This is a genomic window from Pseudomonas asplenii (genome assembly GCF_001293465.1).
GTDB classification, from domain to species: Bacteria; Pseudomonadota; Gammaproteobacteria; order Pseudomonadales; family Pseudomonadaceae; genus Aquipseudomonas; species Aquipseudomonas fuscovaginae_B.
The window spans coordinates 75087-98208 of record NZ_JSYZ01000026.1 but is presented as its reverse complement, the minus strand read 5'-3'; the positions used below and the strand labels follow the sequence as shown (position 1 = coordinate 98208).

Sequence of the window (23122 nt, the reverse complement as noted above, 5' to 3'; positions counted from 1 at the left end):
TTAAGTTCAGGCCTGTAATGCATTCAAGTTCGGCAGCTGGCAAGTTTCAAAACAATCAGTCTTTCTTGATGTTTTCCCAGCGTTTGAGCAGTTCGGCGTGACTGTCGGTCCAGTCCTTGATTGCCGCGTCCATGCTCTTGCCATCCTTGACGGCACCATTGATCGCCTTGATGTCGGCCAGCGGCACATAGACACTGGCGATCACTTCGCGCGCACGGGAATTGGCGGCGCTGAAGCCCTTCTGACCAATCCAGTAGTAGCCTTGCGGTGGCGGGAAGATGCCTTTCGGGTCGGCGAGGAACTTGACGTCGAACTTCTGGGTCATCCAGGACGGATCCCAGATCGCCACGGCGATCCATTCCTTGCGGTCCACGGCGGCCTTGAGGGCGGCGGTCATCGCCGCGGTACTGCCTTCGAGCAGGTTGAGCTTGAGGCCATAGGCCTTGACGGCGTTGGCCGCGTCGCTCATCAGGCCCGAACCGGGTTCGATACCGATGATTTTGCCACCGAACTTGTCGGCATTGGCGTTGAGCTCTTCCAGGGAATTGATGGTCACGTAGTTGGGGACGGCGATGGCCTGGTAGAGGCCGTAGGAAACCGGCGAGATCTTCTCGAGCCGGTTCTTGTTCTTGTTCCAGTAGTCATTGGCGGCATAGTCGATCTGCGAGGCGAGGATCTGCACATCGCCCTTGCCCAATGCCGCGTAGGCGATACCCCACTCGGAGAATTGGGTGACCTTGACGGTATAGCCCTGATCTTCCAGCACTTTTTTGGTAATACCGGTGATGGGTGTCAAATCTTCCCAGGACAAGGTGCCCATGGTGATGGTTTTTTCTTCGGCGTGGGTCGGCAGAACAACTGCCGCCGCCAGAGCCAAGGCACAGAACGCTTTCTTAAACATCTTCATGGTGGTTCCCCGAATTGGTTATTTTTTGTAACGGCAGAACAAGCACTTGCTATTGTTGTTGGAGTTTTGATGTTTGTTTTTATTGTCGATGCGAGTGTCTGAATCCTCTTTTACGGCGCGTAGCAACCCATTCCCGGCAAAAGCTTCTGCCGGAAGTTCTGTACAACGTCAGCGATGACGCTGTTATTCAGGAATATTGAAAAGACCCTGACCGTATTCGGTGAGCCTGTGCCCTCGCGGACAGACCGGCCCTGTACCAGCAGCCGGGGAATGGCAGGTGTCGCCCTCGAGGGTTGGTAGGTACCACGCCACAGCGACCGGTGCCGTCATACCTTCGAACCTCGACACACCACACGCCAACGTTTAACTCAAGGGGCCCTCCACCAGCGAGTCGGCCTTCAGTGCCTGCGGGGCAATGAACATCTGCATGTTCGCTCGCGACAGCTCCCAGTGTTCGAACACCAGGTCCACCACCCGGTTTTCATCGTGCCTGGCGATCGCATCGATGAACTCGTCGTGGTGTTCCACCGATAGATCCAGGCGTTGCTCCATGTCCTGATCACGCGGCCGGTAGAACGTGTGGCCGATCCGTGCGTGATCGATCAACAACCGTGACAGGCTCGGCTTCAGGTACGGGTTGCCGGCCATTTCACCCATGATTTCGTGAAAGCGGTTGTTCTCCAGCGCCAGAGCCAGGGGATTTCTTTCCACCGAGGCCTGCCGAAAACGCTGCTGGGTCTGTTTGAGCTCCTCCAACTGCGCCGGTGTGAAGTTCTGCACCGCCAGGCGCCCAATGGCAGCGTAGATCATCGGTGCTACCAGAAAAAAATTACGCAGCGTCGAATGGTTCATCGGGATCACCCGGGTTCCACGGTTCTCGCGAATATCCAGGTAGCCCTCACCTTCCAGGCGCCGAAACACTTCTCGAACCGGGGTGCGAGAAAGACCGTAGCGCTCACTCAAGGTGACCTCATCCAGAACCTGATCAGGATCGAGCTCCATCGTCAGGATCTGCCGCTTCAGGTCTTCGTAAAGCCCAGTTTTGCCACTTTTCACCAGGGACCTCCGGTGTTCTGGATGCCAGTGATGGCACCGTGGTTGAGAACAGACTCCCACGCAACTCGGGCGCGGTCAATCCATTGAATTCACTGTGTATACACAACGAACACAAGATGGATTCAGAGTTTTCCATTTTAAATCAATCACTTAGCCAACATTCGTCCTACGAAAAATAGTCGGTTTTAAGTATGAATCTGTCGGAAATCGACAAACACCGATTTCCGAGACGTGCTTGCCCTCTTCAGCCGGTTTCCCGGCACGCCGTCCAGGTCGACCAGTTTGCCTGCGACATCCCATCGTCTGCCAACGACATTTGCAGCGCTTTGCTCACGAGCATGCCCAACGGCACTCGACAGCCGCGACAACCTGCCGCATATTTGTGGATACAACATGTATACATCAAGTTTTCCGTGGCGATCCGTGTCGCCCACGGGTGATGTCAAATAACAAAAGAGCGGTGCCCATGGTACAGATCAGTTCCCTTCCAGCCGACGACAAGACCTGCGGTTGGTATCACCTCAGCCAGAAGCGCCAGGCCCGTCCCGCGCATACTGGCCACTCCAAGGCGCGCTGGGTGGTGGTCGGTGCCGGGTTCACCGGCCTGGCCGCCGCCCGCCAGTTGGCGCTGGGCCATCCGAATGATGAAGTAATCCTGGTGGAAGCCCAGGAGGTCGGCTTCGGCCCCTCCGGGCGTAACGCCGGTTTCGCCATCGACCTGCCCCACGATATCGGCGCCGAGGACTACATCGGCGACATCGACACCGCCAGGACCGTGCTCAAGCTGAACCTGTCCGGCCAGCGCTACCTCAAGCAACTGGTCGACACCTACGGCATCGACTGCCAGATGACCTTCTGCGGCAAGTACCAGGCCGCCGTCGAGGATCGCGGCATGGCCGTGCTCGACGCCTACCGGCGTGGCCTGGAGAAACTCGGCGAACCGTGCGAGATGGTCGGCGCCGAGGCCCTGCGCCAGCGGGTCGGCACCGGCTTCTACCGCCAGGCGCTGTTCACTCCCGGCACCGCGCTGATCCAGCCGTCGGCCCTGGTCAAGGGCCTGGCCGACACCCTGCCCGGCAACGTCAGCCTGTATGAACACACGCCGATCCTCGAGGTCGAGTACAGCCCGCGCATCGTCCTCAAGCATGCCAACGGCAGCATCGAGGCCGACCGCCTGGTCCTGGCCAACAACGCGTTCGGCATGCACTTCGGTTTCCTCAAGGGCCGCATGCTGCCGATCTTCACCTACGCCAGCATCACCCGCCCGCTCACCGACGAAGAACAGGCGCGCCTGGGCGGCGATCCGTACTGGGGCATCATCCCCGCCGACCCGTTCGGCACCACCGTGCGCCGCACCCCGGACCAGCGCCTGCTGATCCGCAACAGCTTCAGCTTCAACCCCGACGGCCGCGCCCGGGAGCGCTACCTGGAGCGCTTCATCGAGCGTCACCGCGCCTCCTACACCCGGCGCTTCCCGATGCTGCCCAACGTGGATTTCGAATACACCTGGGGCGGAGCCCTGGCGATGACCCGCAACCACAACGGCTTCTTCGGCCAACTGGCACCCAACGTCTATGGCGCCCTGGGTTGCAACGGCCTGGGCGTCACCCGCGGCACCGCCACCGGCAAGCTGCTGGGCGACTGGCTCAGTGGCCAGGAAGACGAACTCACCCGGTTCCTGCTCAAGGCCCCGGGCCCTTGCGCCAACCCGCCACAACCGTTTCTGTCGATGGGCGTGAACATGAACCTGCGCTGGGGTCAGTACCGCGCCGGCGCGGAGAGCTGAAAGCCGGGCCCGCTCCAGCCGGGCCCCTGAACGATTTGCCGCGACGTTCCCCGGATGTCGCGGTGCGGCCCGGCCCCGTCCGCATCAGGCCGGAAGCTGCGAACGATCAACACGTGGAGACAATATGAAAAACAACCATCACTCGATCGAAGACGCCCCCCTCAACCGCTTTCACCAGCGCCTGACCGTCCGCTCCGGCGGCGGCTCCTTCGTCGACGGTTATGTACTGAGCATCGTCGGCGTGGCCATCGTGCACATGGCCGCCGCCCTGAGCCTGAACGCCTTCTGGCAAGGCCTGATCGCCGCCTCGGCGCTGATCGGCATCTTCTTCGGCGGTTTCGTCGGCGGCTGGCTGACCGACCGCTTCGGCCGCCAGCGGATCTTCTTCGTCGGCCCGACCCTGTTCATCCTCTGCTCGCTGGCCCAGCTCTGGGCCCAGTCCGGCGAGGAGATTTTCATCGCCCGCCTGCTGCTGGGGGCCGCCATCGGCATCGAATACCCGGTCGCCACCGCCCTGCTGGTGGAATTCCTGCCGCGCAAGTATCGCGGCCCACGCCTGGCGACGCTGACCATCCTCTGGTTCGCCGGTGCCGCCTTCGCCTACCTGGTGGGCGAGCTTCTGCTCCACTTCGCCGGCCCCGATGCCTGGCGCCTGGTTCTGGCCAGTGCCGCGGTGATTGGCGCGCTGCTGTTCCTGGTACGCCTGGGCACGCCCGAGTCGCCACGCTGGCTGCTCAAGAAAGGTCGCGCCCAGGAAGCCGAGGCGATCATCCAGCAGGTGTTCGGTCCGTCGTACTCGCTGGACAACCTGCCGGAGGAGCCGGCCGAGCGCAAAGTCTCGATCCTCAGCCTGCTGCACTCAGGCTACGGCAAGCGCATGCTGTTCGTGACCATGTTCTGGACCTGCTCGGTCATCCCGGTGTTCGCCGTGTATGCCTTCGCCCCGCAAGTGCTGCGCGCCCTCAACCTGGACGGCACCCTGGCCTCGGTCGGCTCGGTGGCGATCACCCTGCTGTTCGTGGTCGGCTGCATCGTCGCCACCCGCCTGATCAATAGCCTGGGTCGTCGGCGGATGCTGATCCACAGCTTCTTCTGGTCCGGCCTGGCCCTGCTCGCCCTGGGCGCCTCGCACAACGCTTCGGGCCTGGTGATCCTCACCCTGTTCGGCGCCTACGCGCTGTTCATCGGCGGTGCCCAGGTGCTGCAACTGGTGTACCCGAACGAAATCTTCCCGACCGAGATCCGCGCCCAGGCCGTGGGCGTCGGCACCTCGCTGTCACGCATCGGCGCCGCGGTGGGCACCTGGCTGGTACCGGCGGCCCTGGACAGCATCGGTATCGAACAGACCATGTACGCCGCCGCCATTGTCACCTTCGTCGGCCTGGCCTTCTCCTGGGCCCTGGCCCCGGAAACCCGCTCGCTGAACCTGCAGCAGGCCGCTTCGCTGAACTGACCGCTTTGATGAACTGACTGCATTGATGAACTGAGTAGTACCGACGCCGCCAGCACCACGTTCGCTGGCGGCGTCACCCCCACCCTTGATTCTCTGGAGAACAATGATGAACTTCGACGGTATCTTTACCCCCGCCATCACCCCCCTGGCCGCTGACGGCTCCATCGACAGCGGCGCCTTCGCCCAGGTCCTGGAATACCTGATCGAGCAGAAGGTGCACGGCATCATCATCGGCGGCTCAACCGGCGAGTACTACGCCCACAGCATCCAGGAACGCCTGGACCTGACCCGCCTGGCCGCCGAAGTGATCAATGGCCGCACCCCGCTGGTGATCGGTACCGGCGCCATCCGCACCGAGGAGTCGGTCGCCTACGCCGAAGCCGCCAAGGCGGCCAAGGCCGACGCCATCCTGGTCGGTTCGCCACCCTACGCGCTGCCGACCCAGCAGGAAATCGCCAACCACGTGCTGGCGGTCGACCGCGCCGCCGGCCTACCGATCATGCTCTACAACTACCCGGGCCGCATGAGCGTCGACATGGGCCCCGAGTTCTTCGAAGCCGTGAGCAGCAGCCGCAACATCGTCGCGATCAAGGAAAGCTCCGGTGACATCGCCCGCATCCACCACTTCGGCGAGCGCTACCCACAGATCGCCCTGTCCTGCGGCTGGGACGATCAGGCCCTGGAATTCTTCGCCTGGGGCGCGCGCAGCTGGGTCTGTGCCGGTTCCAACTTCATCCCGGCCGAACACATCGCCCTGTACGAAGCCTGTGTGCTGGAAGGCAACTTCGCCAAGGGTCGCCAGATCATGGCCGCGATGATGCCGCTGATGGACTTCCTCGAAGGTGGCAAGTTCGTCCAGTCGATCAAGCACGGCGTGGCTCTCAACGGCCTGGTCACCGGTGGCGTGCGCGCACCGCTGAGCGGCCTGGACGAACAGGAGCAAGCAGCCCTGCAGGAAATCATCAAAACCCTCAAGGCCAAAATCGCCGCAATCAAGGGAGCCTGAGCAAATGACCGACGTACTGAGCAAAGACGAATACGCGGCGATTGCCGCCAACCTGAAGTTCCCGACCCAGGCCTACATCGGCGGGGAATTGCGCGACGCCCTGGGCGGCCGGACGTTCGACACCTTCAACCCGGCCACCGGCCAGTTGCTGGCGAAGATCACCGCCTGCGACAGCCGCGACGTCGACCTGGCCGTGGCTGCGGCCAAGGAAGCCTTCGACGACGGTCGCTGGCACCTGCTCTCGCCGGGTGAGCGCAAGCACGTGCTGCTGCGCTTCGCCCAACTGCTGGAAGACAACGCCCACGAGCTGGCCGTGCTGGAAAGCCTGGACAGCGGCAAGCCGGTCGGCGAATGCCAGGCCACCGACGTGCCGGAGACCATCCACACCCTGCGCTGGCACGCCGAGTTGATCGACAAGATCTACGACGCCACCGCACCGACCGGTTCGGGTGCCCTGACCCTGGTCGTGCGTGAGCCGATCGGCGTGGTCGGCCTGGTGCTGCCGTGGAACTTCCCGCTGCTGATGCTGGCCTGGAAAATCGGCCCGTCCCTGGCCGCCGGTTGCTCGATCGTGGTCAAGCCGGCCAAGGAAACCACCCTCACCGCCCTGCGCGTGGCCGAACTGGCGCACCAGGCCGGTATCCCGGCCGGCGTGTTCAACGTCGTGCCTGGCGGTGGCAAGGAAGTCGGCGAGCCCCTGGGCCGTCATGACGACGTGACCATGGTCAGCTTCACCGGCTCGACCGACACCGGTCGCCTGTTCCTGCAGTACGCAGCCGAGTCCAACCTCAAGCGCATCGTGCTGGAGCTGGGTGGCAAGAACCCGGCGGTGGTCATGGACGATGTCGAGGACCTGGACCGCGTGGCCCGTCACGTGGTCAACGGCGCCTTCTGGAACATGGGCGAGAACTGCTCGGCCTCCTCGCGCCTGATCGTCCACGAAGACATCAAGGACGCCCTGCTCGAGCGCATTGGCGTGCAACTGCGCGACTGGAGCCTGGGCGACCCGCTGGACCCGGCCAATCGCCTGGGTTCGCTGGTCAGCAAATCGCACTTCGAGAAAGTGCGCAGCTACATCGAGCAGGCCGCCGGCGACAAGATGTCGATCATCTTCGGTGGCAAGGCCGCCGACGGCTTCGTCGAGCCGACCGTGGTCGACAACGTGCCGTCCGACAACGCCCTGTTCCGTGAAGAGGTGTTCGGCCCGGTCTTGAGCGTGACCTCGTTCAAAACCCTCGACCAGGCGATCGAGCTGGCCAACGATACCATCTACGGCCTGGCCGCCTCGGCCTACACCGGCAGCCTGCGCAACGCGCTGCGCCTGTCGCGGGAGATCCGTGCCGGTATCGTCACCGTCAACAGCTTCGGCGAAGGCGATGCCTCGACGCCGTTCGGTGGCTACAAGCAGTCCGGTTTCGGTGGTCGCGACAAGTCGCAGTGGGCCCACGACCAGTACACCGAGCTGAAGACCATCTGGATCGACGCCAACTGATACACGCCACACTTACCCCCACACGCCGCAACAGCGGTGTGTGGGGATTCTGACCTCTCAGCCCCCTTCCCCACCTCATCGCCCCGCAACTTACTCAATATGCGATGCGACCGTACATGTGTGCGACGATCTGGAACATCCCTGGCGAATGCCCCTGCCTAGCGTACAAGACACCACCCGTTCCGGCTCCAGCCATCTGCAGTGGTTAAACTTCCCCGGCCCCCTGAAAGATGCATGTTCCACCTATCGGGTGTCTGGGGAAATTGAACCACTACGGTAACTGCTGGGACAACTCGGTGATGGAGCGCTTCTTCCTGAGCTTGAAAATGGAACGGGTGTGGCGGCGTGATTACGCCAACCATGGCGAGGCCATACGCGACATCACCGAATACATCGTTGGGTTTTACAACAACGAATGGCTGCACTCGAAACTGGGATATTTGCCACCGACTGCTTACGAGCAGACGATGGTGCCGAAATTACCTATCGAGGTGTCCGGGATTAGTTGACCACTACACGCACCGCCTTATCGGTCAAAGCCATGGAACTATCCTCCAATACAAGGGAGGAGATATCGGCTTGAAGGACTCGTAGGCTCTAGCGACAATTCGCCTTGGCCAACGCCCAAATTCGATGTACTTATTTCTGTACTTGTTGGGCGTGGCTAGCGGTGGATTCCAGTGGAGGGCACTGGAACGAAAAAAGGAGCCGAAGCTCCTTTTTTCAATGACTTACAGACTTCTGTGGCTGTCCATGGAACTCTGTAAATCCAGTAACTGGAGCGGGAAACGAGACTCGAACTCGCGACCCCGACCTTGGCAAGGTCGTGCTCTACCAACTGAGCTATTCCCGCGTCGTCTTGGTGATGCGCATTCTATAGAATCTACGCACCACGTCAACCCCTTGATTCAAAAAAGTTTTATTTATTTTCACCATTGATCCGCAGGTGCGGCCAGGCGGCCCGCAGATACTGCACCATCGACCACAGGGTCAGGCCCGCAGCGACCATCAACAGCGCATAGCCGACCACGACCCAGAAGCTGAGGGCCGAGGGGTTGGCCAGCAGGATCACCAGCGCCAGCATCTGCGCGGCGGTTTTCCATTTGCCCATCTTCGAAACCGCGACCTGTGCACGCGCACCGATCTCGGCCATCCACTCGCGCAGGGCCGACACCACGATCTCACGTCCAATGATCACCACCGCCGGAAAGGTCAGCCAGAAGTTGGCGTGCTCCTGCACCAGCAGGACCAGGGCCACCGCCACCATCAGTTTGTCGGCCACCGGGTCCAGGAAGGCACCGAATGGCGTGCTCTGTTCCAGGCGTCGTGCCAGGTAGCCATCGAGCCAGTCCGTTGCCGCGGCAAAGGCGAAAACCGAACTGGCCGCCAGGTAACTCCACTGGTACGGCAGGTAAAACAACAGAATGAAGATCGGGATAAGTACAACGCGCAGAACGGTGATCAGATTAGGGATATTCATCGGCACAACTGGCTACGAAGTGAAAGGGCATTCTACTCGCTGTGCAGACTGGCATAAATCAACTCTGCGAGCTTTTTGCTGATCCCCGGCGCCTTGGCGATCTCATCGATGCTGGCCCGGGACAGTTCCTGCAATCCACCGAAATGCTTGAGCAACTCACGCCGGCGTTTCGGCCCGACGCCGGCCACCCCTTCCAGGGTCGAGGTCCGCCGGGTCTTGCCGCGGCGCGCACGATGGCCGGTGATGGCGAAACGGTGGGCCTCGTCGCGGATCTGCTGGATCAGGTGCAGCGCCGGCGAATCGCCCTTGAGGGTGAATTCGTGGGCCGCATCGTTGAGATACAGGGTCTCGAAACCGGCCTTGCGCGTCGCGCCCTTGGCGACGCCGAGCAGGATCAGGTCCGGCACCGCCAGTTCGTTGAGTACGTCGCGAGCCATGGACAATTGCCCCTTGCCACCGTCCACCAGGAGGATATCCGGCAACTTGCCCTCCCCCTCCTTCAGCCGGCTAAAACGGCGGGTCAGCGCCTGGTGCATGGCCGCGTAGTCGTCGCCGGCCGTGACACCCTCGATATTATAGCGGCGGTAGTCGGACTTGATCGGCCCCTCCGGGCCGAACACCACGCAGGACGCCACCGTCGATTCGCCGCTGGAATGGCTGATGTCGTAGCACTCCAGGCGCTGCGGTGGCTCGTCCAGATCCAGCACCTCGGCCAGCGCGTCGAAGCGTGCCGCCACATGCTGGCGGTTGGCCAAGCGGGCGGTCAGGGCCTGTTCGGCGTTGGTCACCGCCAGTTGTTGCCAGCGCGCCCGGGTACCCCGTACCCGGTGACTGATGCTCAACTCGCGGCCGCGCAGTTCCTCGATGGCAGCGACCAGAGTCGGGAAGTCATCGTGGACCACGTTGACGATCAGTTCACTGGGCAGGTCGCGCTCGGGGCTGCTGATGAAGTACTGGCCGAGGAAGGCCGCCATGACTTCGGAAACGTCCTCATCGATGCCCACCTGCGGAAAGAAGTTCTTGCTGCCCAGGACCCGCCCGCCCCGCACGCTGATCAGGTGCACGCAGGCACCACCCGGGTTGACGAAGGCGGCGATGACATCGACGTCGCCATTGCCGCCTTCCATGCTCTGCTGGTCCTGCACACGGCGCAGCAGCGCGATCTGATCGCGCAGCTCAGCCGCCTTCTCGAAGTCGAGGGTGCTGGCCGCCTGTTCCATGCCGGCATTGAGCTCATCGCTCAGGGCATTGCTGCGCCCTTCGAGGAACATCACCGAATGGCGGACATCCTCGGCGTATTCCCGGGGCTCGACCAAGCCGACACAGGGCGCCTTGCAGCGCTTGATCTGGTACTGCAGGCATGGCCGGGTGCGGTTCTTGTAGTAACTGTCCTCGCACTGGCGCACATGGAAGGTTTTCTGCAACAGCGCCAGACTCTCGCGAATCGCCCCGGCGCTCGGATACGGCCCGAAATACTTGCCCTTGAGCTTCTTCGCCCCACGGTGAATGCTCAGGCGCGGATAGTCCCCGTCCGAGAGGAAGACATAGGGGTAGGACTTATCGTCGCGCAACAGGATGTTGTAGGGCGGGCGCCACTCCTTGATCAGCGTCTGCTCCAGCAGCAACGCCTCGGTTTCGTTGGCGGTGATGGTGGTCTCGACCTGGGCGATACGCGCCACCAGGGCGGCGGTCTTCGGCGCGAGGCCGGTCTTGCGGAAATAGCTGGCGAGGCGATTCTTCAGGTTCTTGGCCTTGCCCACGTACAGCAGGCGTGCATCGCTGTCGAACATGCGATACACACCGGGACGGCCACTGCAGGTAGAAAGAAAAGCGCTGGAATCGAACGGTTCAGTCATTGTCAGCCGGCATCGACCATGCCATGGCGCACGGCCAGAAGCGTCAACTCGACATCACTGCTGACCGACAGCTTCTCGAAGATCCGGTAACGGTAGGTATTGACGGTTTTCGGTGACAGACACAGCTTGTCGGAAATGATCTGCACCTTCTGGCAGCCGACGATCATCAGGGCGATCTGGATTTCCCGTTCGGACAAGGCATCGAACGGCGATTCGCTGGCCGGCTGGAACGACTTGAGCGCCATCTGCTGGGCGATCTGCGGGCTGATGTAACGCTGCCCGGCGAACACCAGGCGAATCGCCTGGACCATTTCCGCCAGCCCCGCGCCCTTGGTCAGGTAGCCCGAGGCCCCGGCCTGCATCAACCGCGTCGGGAACGGATCCTCCTCGCACACGGTGACCGCCACGACCTTGATATCAGGGTGGCTACGCAGCAATTTGCGCGTTGCTTCAAGGCCGCCGATACCCGGCATCTTGACGTCCATCAGCACGACATCCGGCTTGAGCTCCCGCGTTTTCAGCAGGGCCTGCTCTCCCGACTCCGCCTGTCCCACAACCTGCAGGCCATCGATGTCGGCAAGCATCCGGGTAATGCCTGTACGCACAAGATCATGGTCATCGACAACTAGCACCCTAATCAAGCAGACACCTCGCGAATATGGTCTTATCAGATTATTGACCACCTTAGCAAAAAACCGGCGGCCAGACCTAGCGGCAAGCGTCACATAAGAGTGTCATTGCGCTCTGGGCGCCTGTGACGTCGATGGGGGGGAGGACCGCTTCTCAGCGGTCTTGCGGGTCCCTGCGACCCTTGGCACCGTAGGAGCCGACCGCTTCGGCCAGCGTCGTGGTCAGTTGGCTGATCGCCTCCTGGTCAGCCTTGCGCAGGCTGCGGTAGCTGCCCAGCACCTTCTCTTCGCTGGAGCTGAGATTGTCGATCAGCGTCGGCGTCCGGTTGCCGGTCAGGACATACAGCACATCGACCCCACGCTCGGCCACCCGCGACAGGTAGTCGGCCTTCGGCGCGCGATCGCCGCTCTCGTATTTGCCCTGGGCGTTGGCTTCAACGCCACCGATTTCGCCAAAAGCCTTCTGCGACAATCCAAGTCGCTCCCTCTCTTGTCGTAACCGGGAACCAATTCCACTCATTTGGATGTAATATCCCAAGTCATGCACCCTTAAAGGGGGTGAATTCAACAAAATTAAACAAAATTGAACGGTTTTGAACTATGCCCGGTATTCGCACCGCTGCACAAGCCAAGGCTTGGCTGGAACATCAAGGAAAATCGGTTCAGGAGTTTGCACGCGAGCATGGCGTCGATCCGGCAACCACCTATCAAGTGCTCGCCGGGCGCAAAAAGGGACGCCGCGGGGAAGCCCATAAGGTGGCGGTCCTGCTGGGCATGAAGGACGGAATCATCCTCGACGACAACGATCGGAGCGAGGAATAGGCCCCCGCGTTTGAGTCCAGTATGCGCCTCGAAATATCGAGGAGTAAGCTCAATCCGAAAATACTATCAGCCGATTCCACCGCTCGACTTCACAGCCCCGACACTCATGCGAAAGAAGCACTCGTCCTCCCCTACGACCTCCAGCCCCATACGCTCGTAAAGCCGCCTGGCGGGATTGCTCTTGAACACGGTCAAGCGCACCTCCGGCCGCCCTTCCCTGAAAGCGATGTCACGCGCCTGGATGATCAGCCAGCCACCCAAGCCTCGCCCACGCCCCGCTTCGATCAGTTGCAACTCGCGGATATACAGCGCCCTGGCGTCCCGACTGAAGCTGACGAAACCCAGCACCTGCTCCCCTTCGCACAACAGGGCGTTCTGCCGCCCGGCCCAGGCGATATCGAAGGCTTCCTCCTGCCAGAGCAGATCGTACTCGCAGTAGTAGGCCATCATGTTCCTGCGCGTCAGCGTCCGGGCGAACGCCAGGTCCGCCTCGGTAGCCGGGCGAAAACGCCAATCCCGGGTCACAGCCCCTCCACTTCAACCACCTCGCCCTGCCACGTGCCGTCGACACGTCGACCGATCACCAGCACATCACCCATCCCCGCAGCAGCCGCTACCCGTCGCCCGCCTGCCGCCCAGATCGCACTGCGCCCCGCCGCCGCCCAGCCGCCGGTGGTTCCACCGTGGTTGGCCATCAGCACGGCCATGTCGTGCTCACGGGCATACCCCTGGAGCAACGCACTGTCGGCGGCGTAACCGTTCTCGCTGATCAGCACACCTGATGCATACAGGTTAGCGCCAGATCGGGCGGCCTGGAGGGCATGGCTGGCGTGGGAAAAGTCAGCACAAACCGACAGAGCGACAGTGTCGGCGCCGAGGGCCAAGGCAGCGCCTCCCGCCCCCGGGCTAAACACCTGTTCCTCGCCTTCGTGCAGATGCTGTTTGCTGTAGAGCTGCCGGGAGCCCTCGGCGTTGAAAGTCAGCGCGCCGATCAGCAGCGGGTCGGTGGGAGACCGGCGAATCGGCAGGCCGACCACGGTCACCAGTCGCCGCTCGCGCGCCAGATCGGACAAGGGTTGCAATACCTCGGCATCCGGGGTGATCGCCAGTGCCGCCGCCAGGCTCGGCTCATAGCCGGTCAGCGACAGTTCGGGAAATACCAGCAGTTGCACGCCCCGCTCCGCCGCCTGCTGCATGAAACGCAGGTGCCGCTGGAGGTTGCCCTGCAGATCACCGGCTAGAGAGCAGGACTGAGCGGCGGCAATGGTCAGGACGGTCATGGGCATGCCTGATGATCGAGTAGGAAATGTCCGGTGAGTTTGTCATAAAACGTTTAATTTGTTTAAGCCATAGCGACTGCAGGGCGCGATCCATAGAAATTTCTGATTGAACAGCGTCCCATGGCTCTAGTAAGCTCGGGACATTCCATCGGAGACGCGCCATGCCCACCCTTCATTCCATGCCTTGCCAGACTGCCAGCGCCCTGCGCTCGCCAGCGGCTGCCTGGGTGAAAACCGCCGGCGCATCCGCAGGCTTTTATTTTGGGTACTGGTTTAGCCACTGGCGCGCCTGATACCCAACCGGCGCCCACTACTCAAGGGGTCGCCTACCAGAGAATCAACAACCCCCGGTCGGCCTCCCGACCGGGGGTTTTGTTTTTCCAGGGCTTCAGTTTTACGCAAACCGTTTCAACAGACATTTCGAATCGAGGTACACCGACATGAACTACGCCACCTATTACCGCTACGAACTCACCACCGCCTGGCGATTTACCAACCTCCGCTCGGGACAGCACGCCGCCTCCGAACGGTCACTCACAGGTGGCAAGCACACACTCGCAGCCCATCCGGCTGATTGTCGAACACCGCAATAGGGCCGCGCGCGGGAAGACCCGCCGCCTGCCCAAGGAACCCCGAACATGAATTCGTCTCTCTGCGCCTTGCCACTGTCCACCCGGTCGTCCGCCAACGAGCCGCTGACCCAGCGCCTGCCGACGGCCCTGCAACTCAAGCAGCACCTGCCCCTCAACACCACACTCAGCGACCAGGTCGCCCGCCACCGCCAGGCCATACGTGCCATCCTCGACGGTGAGGACCCGCGCCTGCTGATGATCGTCGGCCCCTGCTCGATCCACGACCCGCAATCGGCCCTCGAATACGCCGGCCACCTGGCGAGCCTGGCGAACGACGTCAGCGACCAGATGCTGCTGGTCATGCGCGCCTATGTCGAAAAGCCGCGCACCACGGTCGGCTGGAAAGGCCTGGCCTACGACCCGCACCTGGATGGCAGCGACGACATGGCCGGCGGCCTGGCGCTGTCCCGCGAACTGATGCGCGAGATGCTGCGCATGGGCCTGCCGATCGCCACCGAATTGCTGCAGCCCATGGCGGCCAGCTACTTCGACGACCTGCTGAGCTGGGTCGCGATCGGCGCACGGACCACCGAGTCGCAAATCCATCGGGAAATGGCCAGCGGCCTGCCGATGCCCGTGGGGTTCAAGAATGGCACCGACGGCGGTGTCGGCATCGCCAGCGATGCCATGCGTTCGGCGGCGCACCCGCACCGGCATTTCGGGGTCGACAGCCAGGGGCACCCGGCGATCATCCAGACCGCGGGCAACCCCGACACCCACCTGGTGTTGCGCGGCGGCCATCGTGGCCCGAACTACGATGCCCGCAGCATCGCCCTGGCCCGGGCGGGCCTGGAGAAGCAGGGCATTGCGAGCCGGATGATGGTCGATTGCAGCCATGCCAACAGTGGCAAGGACCCGCTGCGCCAGCCGGCGGTGTTCGCCGAGGTGCTGGAACAGCGTCTGCAGGGTGACCGTTCGCTGATCGGCATGATGCTGGAGAGCCATCTGTTCGAGGGCTGCCAGCCGTTGAGCCCGTCCCTCAAGTACGGCGTGTCGATCACCGATGGCTGCCTGGGCTGGGAAGCGACCGAGCAGTTGCTGCGTAGCGCGGCGCAGCGGTTGCGGGAGCAGGCGTCCTGCAAGGCGGTGAGTGCCTGACAGGCCCCGTTCGCGGGCAAGCCGGGCCGCCGTCGAGGAACTTTGCCGGGAAAAAGCCGCCTGAATCCGGTAGGCTCAACATTTTACCCAAAGGAGTACCTCACCATGGCCCGAGCCACTGCCCGCCACATCCTGGTTGCCACTGAAGCCAAGTGCAACGAACTCAAGGCCCAGATCGAAGGCGGCGCCGACTTCGCCGAGATCGCCAAGGCCAACTCCACCTGCCCTTCCAGCCGTGACGGCGGCAACCTGGGTTCCTTCGGCCCGGGCCAGATGGTCAAGGAATTCGACACCGTGGTGTTCAGCGCGCCGATCAACACCGTGCAAGGCCCGGTGAAAACCCAGTTCGGCTACCACCTGCTGGAAGTCACCAGCCGCCAGGACTGATCGCTCTGCCCGGGGCTGCCCGCCAGGGCGGTTCCCATGGCAGCGCCTCTCCCGTGGCGGGGCCACCCGCCACCGGGGGAAATGCGAGATCGCTTGCAATCCCACTTTCACACCGTCCTCAAGGCTGACGATGCGACTGGTTCTCTCCCTGACATTCGGCACCCTGGCCCTGTTCGCCAGCGTCGCCCACGCCGCTCCCGCGCAACACGCCCTGACGGTCTACGGCGAGCCGCCCAAGTACCCGGCCAGCTTCAGCCACTTCGACTACGCCAACCCCGACGCCCCCAAGGGCGGCAGCCTCAAGCGCTCGGCCATCGAGATCGGCCAGTTCGACCATGTGCTGCCCTATATCGACAAGGGCATCGGCGTCTCGCAGATCGACGGCTATATCTATTCACCGCTGGCGGTGCGCTCCCTCGACGAGCCCTACACCGTCTACGGCCTGGTCGCACAGAAGATGCAGCGCTCCGATGACGGCCTGTCGCTGCGCTTCTTCCTCAACCCCAAGGCCCGCTTCGCCGACAACACGCCGATCACCGCCGAGGACGTGCGCTACACCTTCAACCTGCTGATGACCCAGGGCAGCCTGAGCTACCGCATGCAGTTCGAAGGCATCAAGGACGTGGTGGTCGAATCGCCGACCCAGGTCCGCTTCGATTTCAGGAACACCGAGAACCGCTCGCTGCCGCTGGATATCGCCACCCTGCCGGTGCTGCCGGAACACTGGTGGAAAACCCGCGACTTCGCCGACGGCGGCGGTTACGAGGCCCCGCTGGGCAGCGGCCCCTACCGGGTGAGCAAGGTCGACTCCGGCCGCAGCATCACCTTCACCCGCAACCCCGACTGGTGGGGCAAGGACCTGCCGGTCAGCCGCGGCCTGTACAACTTCGACCGCTTCAGCATCGAGTACTTCGGCGACACCGACGTGGCCCGCCAGGTGCTGCGGGGCGGTGCCTACGACTACAACCGCGAATTCTCCGCCACCGCCTACTCCATCGGCTACGACAGCCCGGCGCTGAGCGACGGCCGGCTGCAGAAGGCGCAACTGGCCCAGGAGTCGCCACAGACGGCCCAGGGCTACGTGTTCAATCTGCAGAAGCCGATCTTCCAGGATCGCCGGGTACGTCAGGCCCTGGCCATGCTCTGGGACTTCGAGTGGAGCAACCGGCAGATGATGCGCAACATGTATGTGCGCCAGCAGAGCTTCTTCTCCAACACGCCACTGGCGGCCCGTGAGCTGCCGGACCAGGCCGAACTGGCGATCCTCGAACCGTTGCGCGGACAGATTCCCGACGAGGTCTTCACCCAGGTCTTCGAGGCGCCCAGGACCGACGCCAGCGGCAACCTGCGGGACAAGCAGTTGCAGGCCCTGGCCCTGCTGGAGCAGGCCGGCTGGAAGCCCAGGGGGGATCAGTTGGTCAACGCCCAGGGCGAGCCGCTGAGCTTCACCTTCCTCAATGCCCAGAACGGCATGGAACGCCTGCTGCTGCCCTACAAGCGCAACCTGGCGCAGATCGGCATCCGCATGGACATCCGCCGCATCGACCCCTCGCAGTACGTCAACCGCCTCAAGGACCGCGACTACGACATGATCGTCAGCGGCTACCCGGTGACCACCTCGCCGGGCATCGAGCTGTACAATTTCTTCGGCTCCAAGGCGGCCACCGACCCGGGCTCGAACAACTTCATGGCCCTGCGGAACCCCGCCGTGGACAGCCTGATCAACGGGCTGGTGAAAGCCGATACCCAGAAGCGGATGCTCAGCTACGCCCATGCCCTGGACCGGGTGCTGCAGTGGAACTACTACTGGATTCCCAACTACTACCCGCCGGGCATCTCCACGGTGTGGTGGAACCGCTTTGGTATCCCGACGATACAGGCCAGCAATGACGCGGCCATCGAGACCTGGTGGGAAGTCAGCCCGACCCCGCTGACCAACGAACAGATGACCGCCGAACTGATCAGGCGCGGCCATGACGGAGGGCACCGCTGATGCCGGCCTACATCCTGCGGCGCCTGCTGCTGATCATCCCGACGCTGCTAATCATCCTGCTGGTCAACTTCGTGATCGTCCAGGCCGCGCCCGGTGGCCCGGTGGAACAGGCCATCGCCCGCCTGCAGGGCCTGGGCAGCGCGGGTGCGGTCGGTACCGGCGGTGGTGACGGGCTGCACGGCTCGTCCCGCGCCAGCCGCGGCCTCGACCCCAAGCTGATCGCCGATATCGAGCGCCAGTACGGTTTCGACAAGCCGGCACCGGAGCGCTTCTGGCTGATGCTCAAGAGCTACGCCCGCCTCGACTTCGGCAAGAGCTTCTTCCGTGGCGCCCAGGTCACCGACCTGATCCTGGAGAAGATGCCGGTAACCATCTCGCTCGGCCTCTGGGCCACGCTGATCACCTACCTGGTGTCGATTCCCCTCGGCATCCGCAAGGCGGTCCGGCACGGCAGCCGCTTCGACATCTGGAGCAGCACCGCGATCATCCTCGGCTACGCCATGCCGGCGTTCCTGTTCGCCATGCTGCTGATCGTGCTGTTCGCCGGCGGCACCTCGCTGAACTGGTTTCCGGTGCGCGGCCTGGTCTCGGACAACTTCGACCAGTTGTCGACGCTGGGCAAGATCGCCGACTACTTCTGGCACCTGGTGCTGCCGGTGACCTCGCTGGTCATAGGCGGTTTCGCCACCCTGACGATCCTGACCAAGAACTCGTTTCTCAACGAGATCACCCGCCAGTACGTGGTCACCGCCCGGGCCAAGGGCCTGAGCGAACGCCGGGTGCTCTACGGCCATGTGTTTCGCAACGCCATGCTGCTGGTGGTCTCGGGCATTCCCCAGGCCTTCATCAGCGTGTTCTTCGCCGGTTCCCTGCTGATCGAGGTGATCTTCTCCCTCGACGGCCTCGGCCGCATGAGCTACGAAGCGGCGGTGTCGCGCGACTACCCGGTGGTGTTCGGCTCGCTGTTCATCTTCACCCTGTTCGGCCTGCTGATAAAACTGATCGGCGACCTCTGCTATACCCTGGTCGACCCGCGTATCGACTTCGCCGCGAGGAACGCCTGATGCTGCGACTTTCCCCCGTGAGCCGGCGCCGGCTCGACCGGTTCAAGGCCAACCGCCGCGGCTGGTGGTCGTTGTGGCTGTTCGCCGCGCTGTTCGCACTGAGCCTGGGCGGCGAGCTGATCGCCAACGACAAGCCGCTGGTGCTCAGCTACCAGGGCTCGCTGTATTTCCCGGTGTTCAAGCGCTACACCGAACAGGAGTTCGGCGGCCAACTGCCGTTCCAGGCCGACTACCGCAGCGACTACGTGCACCAGCTGATCACCCGCGATGGCGGCTGGATGCTGTTCCCGCCGATCCCCTTCAGCGCCGACACGCCCAACTACGACCTCAACAAGCCGGCGCCCAGCCCACCGACCACGGTGAACTGGCTGGGCACCGACGACCAGGCCCGCGACGTGCTGGCGCGGGTGATCTTCGGCGCGCGGGTGTCGATCCTGTTCGCCCTGGCCCTGACCGCCATCAGCGCACTGATCGGCATCGCCGCCGGCGCCCTGCAGGGCTACTACGGCGGCTGGGTCGACCTGCTCGGCCAGCGCCTGCTGGAGGTCTGGTCCGGGCTGCCGGTGCTGTACCTGCTGATCATCCTCTCCGGCTTCGTCGAGCCGAACTTCTGGTGGCTGCTGGGGATCATGGCGCTGTTCTCCTGGCTGGCGCTGGTCGACGTGGTGCGCGCCGAGTTCCTCCGTGGGCGCAACCTGGAGTACGTCAAGGCCGCCCGTGCCCTGGGCCTGAACGACCGCAAGATCATCCTGCGGCACATCCTGCCCAACGCCATGAACGCGACCCTGAGCTACCTGCCGTTCATTCTCACCGGCGCCATCTCGACCCTCACCGCCCTGGACTTCCTCGGCTTCGGCATGCCCTCCGGCAGCGCCTCGCTGGGCGAACTGATCGGCCAGGGCAAACAGAACCTGCAAGCCCCGTGGCTGGGATTCACCGCCTTTTTCACCCTGGCGCTGATTCTCTCGCTGCTGGTCTTTATCGGCGAGGCGCTGCGTGATGCCTTCGACCCCCGCTCATGAACCAGGCCCGCGCCATGACCGACAACCTGATTGAAATCCGCCACCTGACTGTCGCCTTCGGCGGCCAGCCCGTGGTCCGCGACCTGTGCCTGGACATCCGCGCCGGCGAGTGCCTGGCGCTGGTCGGCGAGTCCGGTTCGGGCAAGTCGGTCACCGCCCATTCGATCCTGCAGTTGCTGCCACAGACCGGCTGCCAGGCCAGCGGCAGCGTGCGTTATCGCGGCCAGGAACTGCTCGGCGCCGACCACGCTACCCTGCGCCAGATTCGCGGCGACCGCATCGCCATGATCTTCCAGGAGCCGATGACCTCGCTGAACCCGTTGCACACGGTGCAAAAGCAGATCGGCGAAACCCTGATGCTGCACAAGGGCCTGGGCGGCAAGGCAGCCCAGGCGCGGATCCTCGAACTGTTGGAACTGGTGGGTATCCAGAAACCCCGGGAACGGCTCAAGGCCTATCCCCATCAACTCTCCGGCGGCCAGCGCCAGCGGGTGATGATCGCCATGGCCCTGGCCTGCGAGCCGGAACTGCTGATCGCCGACGAGCCGACCACCGCCCTCGACGTCACCGTGCAGCGCAAGATCCTGCTGCTGCTCAAGTCACTGCAACAACGCCTGGGCATGTCGCTGCTGCTGATCAGCCACGACCTCAACCTGGTGCGCAGCATCGCCCAGCGGGTCTGCGTGATGAAGGCCGGGGAAAGCGTCGAGCAGGCCGACTGCGAAACCCTGTTCAACCAGCCGCAACACCCCTACAGCCGCCTGCTGCTGGATGCCGAACCAGCCGGCGAAGCGCTGGCCCTGGGCGACAGCGAAAGCGTGCTGCAGGTCGATGAGCTGCGCGTGCGCTTCCAGATCGGCGGTGGATGGCTGCGGCGCAAGGAATACCTGCAGGCGGTGGACGGCATCAGCCTCTGCGTGCAGCGCGGCAAGACTCTGGGCATCGTCGGCGAGTCCGGCTCGGGCAAGTCGACCCTCGGCCAGGCGATCCTGCGGCTGCTCGACGCCCAGGGCAGCATCCGCTTCCGGGGCCAGGCCCTCGACGGCCTGAACCAGAAACAGCTGCGACCGTGGCGCAAGCAGATGCAGGTGGTGTTCCAGGACCCGTTCGGCAGCCTCAGCCCGCGCCTGTCGGTGGCGCAGATCATCAGCGAGGGTATCGAGGTGCACTGCCCCGGTACCGCCGCCGAACACGAGGCGCAGGTGATCCGCGCCCTCGAGGAGGTCGGCCTCGACCCGCAGAGCCGTCATCGCTATCCCCATGAGTTCTCCGGCGGCCAGCGCCAGCGGATCGCCATTGCCCGCGCCCTGGTGCTCAAGCCGGCGCTGATCCTGCTCGACGAGCCGACCTCGGCCCTCGACCGCACCGTGCAGAAGCAGGTGGTCGCCCTGCTGCGCGACCTGCAGGCCAAGCATGGCCTGACCTACCTGTTCATCAGCCATGACCTGTCGGTGGTCCGCGCCCTGGCTCATGACCTGATCGTGGTCAAGGACGGCCAGGTGGTCGAACAGGGCAGCACCTGCGCGGTGTTCGACCACCCGCAGCACCCCTACACCCGGGAGCTGCTGGCCGCGACCCTGACGCACACCGCCCCCCTGAACTGCCCGTGAGCCAGACGCCGATGAACGACCGTGAAAGCCTCAAGGACTACCAGCGGGTCCGCTTGCTGGCGATTCGCTCGCTGTTCGAGAACATCGAGCAGTCCAGCGAAGGCACGGTGATCGTCGACCGCGATGCGCGGATCGTCTGGATGAACGAACGGTACGCCAAGCGCTTTGGCCTCTCCAGCGCCGAACAGGCCATCGGCCAACCCTGCGAAAGGGTGATCCCCGGCAGCCTGCTGCGCGAAGTGGTGCGCACCGGCCGGCCGATCCTGCTGGACCTGCAGGACATGCCCAAGGAACCGCTGGTGGTGATGCGCCTGCCGGTTCACGACGACGCTGGCGCGGTGATCGGCGCCATCGGCTTTGCCCTGTTCGGCGAGTTGAACAGCCTGTCGCCGCTGCTCAAGCGCTACCAGAGCATGCAGGAAGAACTGGCATCGACCCGCTCGCTGCTGCGGGCCCGACAGACCAAGTACAACTTCGCCCACTTCATCGGTACCAGCGCGGCGAGCCTGGAAGTCAAGCGCCGCGCCCGCCGCAGCGCCAGCACCGACTCACCGGTCCTGCTGCTGGGCGAAACCGGTACCGGCAAGGAGTTGCTGGCCCACGCCATCCACAGCGCCTCGCCACGGGCGCACAAGGCATTCGTCAGCATCAACAGCGCGGCAATTCCGGAAACCCTGCTGGAGGCGGAGTTCTTCGGGACAGCCCCGGGCGCCTTCACCGGCGCCGACCGCAAGGGCCGCCCCGGCAAGCTGCAGATCGCCCAGGGCGGCACGCTGTTCCTCGACGAGATCGGCGACATGCCGCTGCCCCTGCAGAGCAAGCTGCTGCGGGTATTGCAGGAGAAGGAATTCGAGCCGGTCGGTTCCAACGAAGTGTTGCGCAGCGACGTGCGGGTGATCGCCGCGACCTCCACCGACCTGGAGGCGGCGATCCGGCGTGGCGAATTCCGCGCCGACCTGTATTACCGCCTCAATGTCCTGCCGATCAACGTGCCGCCGCTGCGCGAGCGCCTGGAGGATCTACCGGCGCTGAGCGAGGTGATCCTCGAGGAACTCGATAGCCACCATGAGTTGACCGCCGAGGCCCTGGATCTGCTGGGGCAGCATGCCTGGCCGGGCAATATCCGCGAGTTGCGCAACGTGCTGGAGCGCGCCGCGCTGCTGGGGGATACTCAGGTGCTGGGGGCTGCCGACATTCGTGGGGCGATTGGTACCTTCAGCCCGCTGGAGCGGGCGCCGGTTCCTGTCATGGCAGCGCCTGGGAACGAAACTTTCAGCGCCGCCCGTGAGCGCTTCGAACGACAACTGATCGAGGCAACCCTGGCGCAATGCGGCGGCAAGGTCGTGGAAGCCGCACGGCAACTGGGGCTGGGGCGCTCGACGCTGTACAAGAAAATGGTCGCGCTGGGCATCAGCGAGTCTCAATAAAGAGACACCCGTCTAAATCCAGAGACAAACACTCATCGAACGGCCAACACTTCCCTGTAGGAGCCGGGCTTGCCCGCGAATACAGGCAACGCGGTCCTCCAGACAGACCGCGTTATCGTTCT

The 23122-nt window shown here is 63.5% G+C and carries 20 protein-coding genes, 1 tRNA gene and 1 pseudogene; 13 read left to right on the top strand and 9 right to left on the bottom strand.

Going from position 1 to position 23122, the window contains the following annotated elements; all coding sequences use genetic code 11:
- Nucleotides 1–55: 55 nt before the first annotated feature.
- Together PF66_RS28100 and PF66_RS28095 are read right to left on the bottom strand one after the other, a co-directional pair.
- Nucleotides 56–907, bottom strand: coding sequence for a glycine betaine ABC transporter substrate-binding protein (locus PF66_RS28100; protein ID WP_054060024.1), 852 nt, complete (start codon nt 905–907; stop codon nt 56–58).
- Nucleotides 908–1270: 363 nt separating this feature from the next.
- Nucleotides 1271–1963 carry a GntR family transcriptional regulator gene (locus PF66_RS28095; RefSeq protein WP_054060025.1) on the bottom strand — a complete coding sequence of 231 codons (693 nt, stop codon included), beginning with the start codon at nt 1961–1963 and terminating at the stop codon, nt 1271–1273.
- Between the two features lie 466 nt (nt 1964–2429).
- Between PF66_RS28095 and PF66_RS28090 the strand changes: the two genes are divergently transcribed.
- The 5 genes and pseudogenes from PF66_RS28090 to PF66_RS32890 form a co-directional block, all read left to right on the top strand.
- Nucleotides 2430–3749: an NAD(P)/FAD-dependent oxidoreductase gene (locus PF66_RS28090; protein ID WP_054060026.1), complete on the top strand. Its 1320-nt coding sequence runs from the start codon at nt 2430–2432 to the stop codon at nt 3747–3749.
- A gap of 124 nt (nt 3750–3873) precedes the next feature.
- The gene (locus tag PF66_RS28085; RefSeq protein ID WP_054064475.1) at nt 3874–5202 is read left to right on the top strand and encodes an MFS transporter; all 1329 of its coding nucleotides are present in this window, start codon (nt 3874–3876) and stop codon (nt 5200–5202) included.
- A gap of 106 nt (nt 5203–5308) precedes the next feature.
- Nucleotides 5309–6208, top strand: coding sequence for a dihydrodipicolinate synthase family protein (locus PF66_RS28080; RefSeq protein WP_054060028.1), 900 nt, complete (start codon nt 5309–5311; stop codon nt 6206–6208).
- Between the two features lie 4 nt (nt 6209–6212).
- Nucleotides 6213–7700: an aldehyde dehydrogenase gene (locus PF66_RS28075; protein WP_054064474.1), complete on the top strand. Its 1488-nt coding sequence runs from the start codon at nt 6213–6215 to the stop codon at nt 7698–7700.
- A 272-nt stretch (nt 7701–7972) separates the two neighbouring features.
- Nucleotides 7973–8209: pseudogene (locus tag PF66_RS32890) on the top strand (integrase core domain-containing protein); the annotation flags it as partial.
- Between the two features lie 268 nt (nt 8210–8477).
- Here PF66_RS32890 and PF66_RS28065 read toward each other — a convergent pair.
- The 5 genes from PF66_RS28065 to PF66_RS28045 form a co-directional block, all read right to left on the bottom strand.
- Nucleotides 8478–8553, bottom strand: a tRNA-Gly gene (locus PF66_RS28065).
- A 66-nt stretch (nt 8554–8619) separates the two neighbouring features.
- A complete protein-coding gene (gene pgsA / locus PF66_RS28060; protein ID WP_054060031.1) occupies nt 8620–9180 on the bottom strand; it encodes a CDP-diacylglycerol--glycerol-3-phosphate 3-phosphatidyltransferase in 561 nt (186 codons plus the stop codon).
- 32 nt (nt 9181–9212) lie between these two features.
- On the bottom strand, nt 9213–11036 hold the full coding sequence (gene uvrC, locus PF66_RS28055; protein WP_054060032.1) for an excinuclease ABC subunit UvrC: 1824 nt from the start codon (nt 11034–11036) through the stop codon (nt 9213–9215).
- A 2-nt stretch (nt 11037–11038) separates the two neighbouring features.
- Nucleotides 11039–11677: a response regulator transcription factor GacA gene (gacA, locus tag PF66_RS28050; protein ID WP_010446530.1), complete on the bottom strand. Its 639-nt coding sequence runs from the start codon at nt 11675–11677 to the stop codon at nt 11039–11041.
- A 142-nt stretch (nt 11678–11819) separates the two neighbouring features.
- A complete protein-coding gene (locus PF66_RS28045; RefSeq protein WP_054060033.1) occupies nt 11820–12185 on the bottom strand; it encodes a helix-turn-helix domain-containing protein in 366 nt (121 codons plus the stop codon).
- A gap of 80 nt (nt 12186–12265) precedes the next feature.
- Here PF66_RS28045 and PF66_RS28040 point away from each other — a divergent pair, with 80 nt between their 5' ends.
- Entirely contained in the window at nt 12266–12487 is a 222-nt protein-coding gene (locus PF66_RS28040; protein ID WP_054060034.1) for a DNA-binding protein, read from the top strand.
- Nucleotides 12488–12553: 66 nt separating this feature from the next.
- Here the strand turns inward: PF66_RS28040 and PF66_RS28035 are convergent, their stop codons facing one another.
- Nucleotides 12554–13012 (bottom strand): GNAT family N-acetyltransferase, encoded by a 459-nt coding sequence (locus tag PF66_RS28035; protein ID WP_054060035.1) that lies wholly within the window; start codon nt 13010–13012, stop codon nt 12554–12556.
- A complete protein-coding gene (locus tag PF66_RS28030; protein ID WP_054064473.1) occupies nt 13009–13767 on the bottom strand; it encodes a carbon-nitrogen hydrolase family protein in 759 nt (252 codons plus the stop codon). Before PF66_RS28030 ends, PF66_RS28035 begins: the two co-directional genes overlap by 4 nt.
- Before the next feature lie 638 nt (nt 13768–14405).
- Between PF66_RS28030 and PF66_RS28025 the strand changes: the two genes are divergently transcribed.
- From PF66_RS28025 to PF66_RS27995, 7 genes are all read left to right on the top strand, one after another.
- Nucleotides 14406–15497, top strand: coding sequence for a 3-deoxy-7-phosphoheptulonate synthase (locus PF66_RS28025; protein WP_054064472.1), 1092 nt, complete (start codon nt 14406–14408; stop codon nt 15495–15497).
- Between the two features lie 60 nt (nt 15498–15557).
- Nucleotides 15558–15884 carry a peptidylprolyl isomerase gene (locus PF66_RS28020; RefSeq protein WP_273826303.1) on the top strand — a complete coding sequence of 109 codons (327 nt, stop codon included), beginning with the start codon at nt 15558–15560 and terminating at the stop codon, nt 15882–15884.
- A gap of 130 nt (nt 15885–16014) precedes the next feature.
- Entirely contained in the window at nt 16015–17877 is a 1863-nt protein-coding gene (locus tag PF66_RS28015) for an extracellular solute-binding protein (protein ID WP_054064471.1), read from the top strand.
- The gene (locus tag PF66_RS28010) at nt 17877–18941 is read left to right on the top strand and encodes a microcin C ABC transporter permease YejB (protein WP_054060039.1); all 1065 of its coding nucleotides are present in this window, start codon (nt 17877–17879) and stop codon (nt 18939–18941) included. The genes PF66_RS28015 and PF66_RS28010 overlap by 1 nt, the downstream gene beginning before the upstream one ends.
- Nucleotides 18941–19963: an ABC transporter permease gene (locus PF66_RS28005; protein WP_054064470.1), complete on the top strand. Its 1023-nt coding sequence runs from the start codon at nt 18941–18943 to the stop codon at nt 19961–19963. The genes PF66_RS28010 and PF66_RS28005 overlap by 1 nt, the downstream gene beginning before the upstream one ends.
- Nucleotides 19964–19977: 14 nt before the next feature.
- Nucleotides 19978–21573 carry an ABC transporter ATP-binding protein gene (locus tag PF66_RS28000; RefSeq protein WP_054064524.1) on the top strand — a complete coding sequence of 532 codons (1596 nt, stop codon included), beginning with the start codon at nt 19978–19980 and terminating at the stop codon, nt 21571–21573.
- Between the two features lie 11 nt (nt 21574–21584).
- On the top strand, nt 21585–23000 hold the full coding sequence (locus PF66_RS27995; RefSeq protein ID WP_054058954.1) for a sigma-54 interaction domain-containing protein: 1416 nt from the start codon (nt 21585–21587) through the stop codon (nt 22998–23000).
- Nucleotides 23001–23122: the final 122 nt, after the last annotated feature.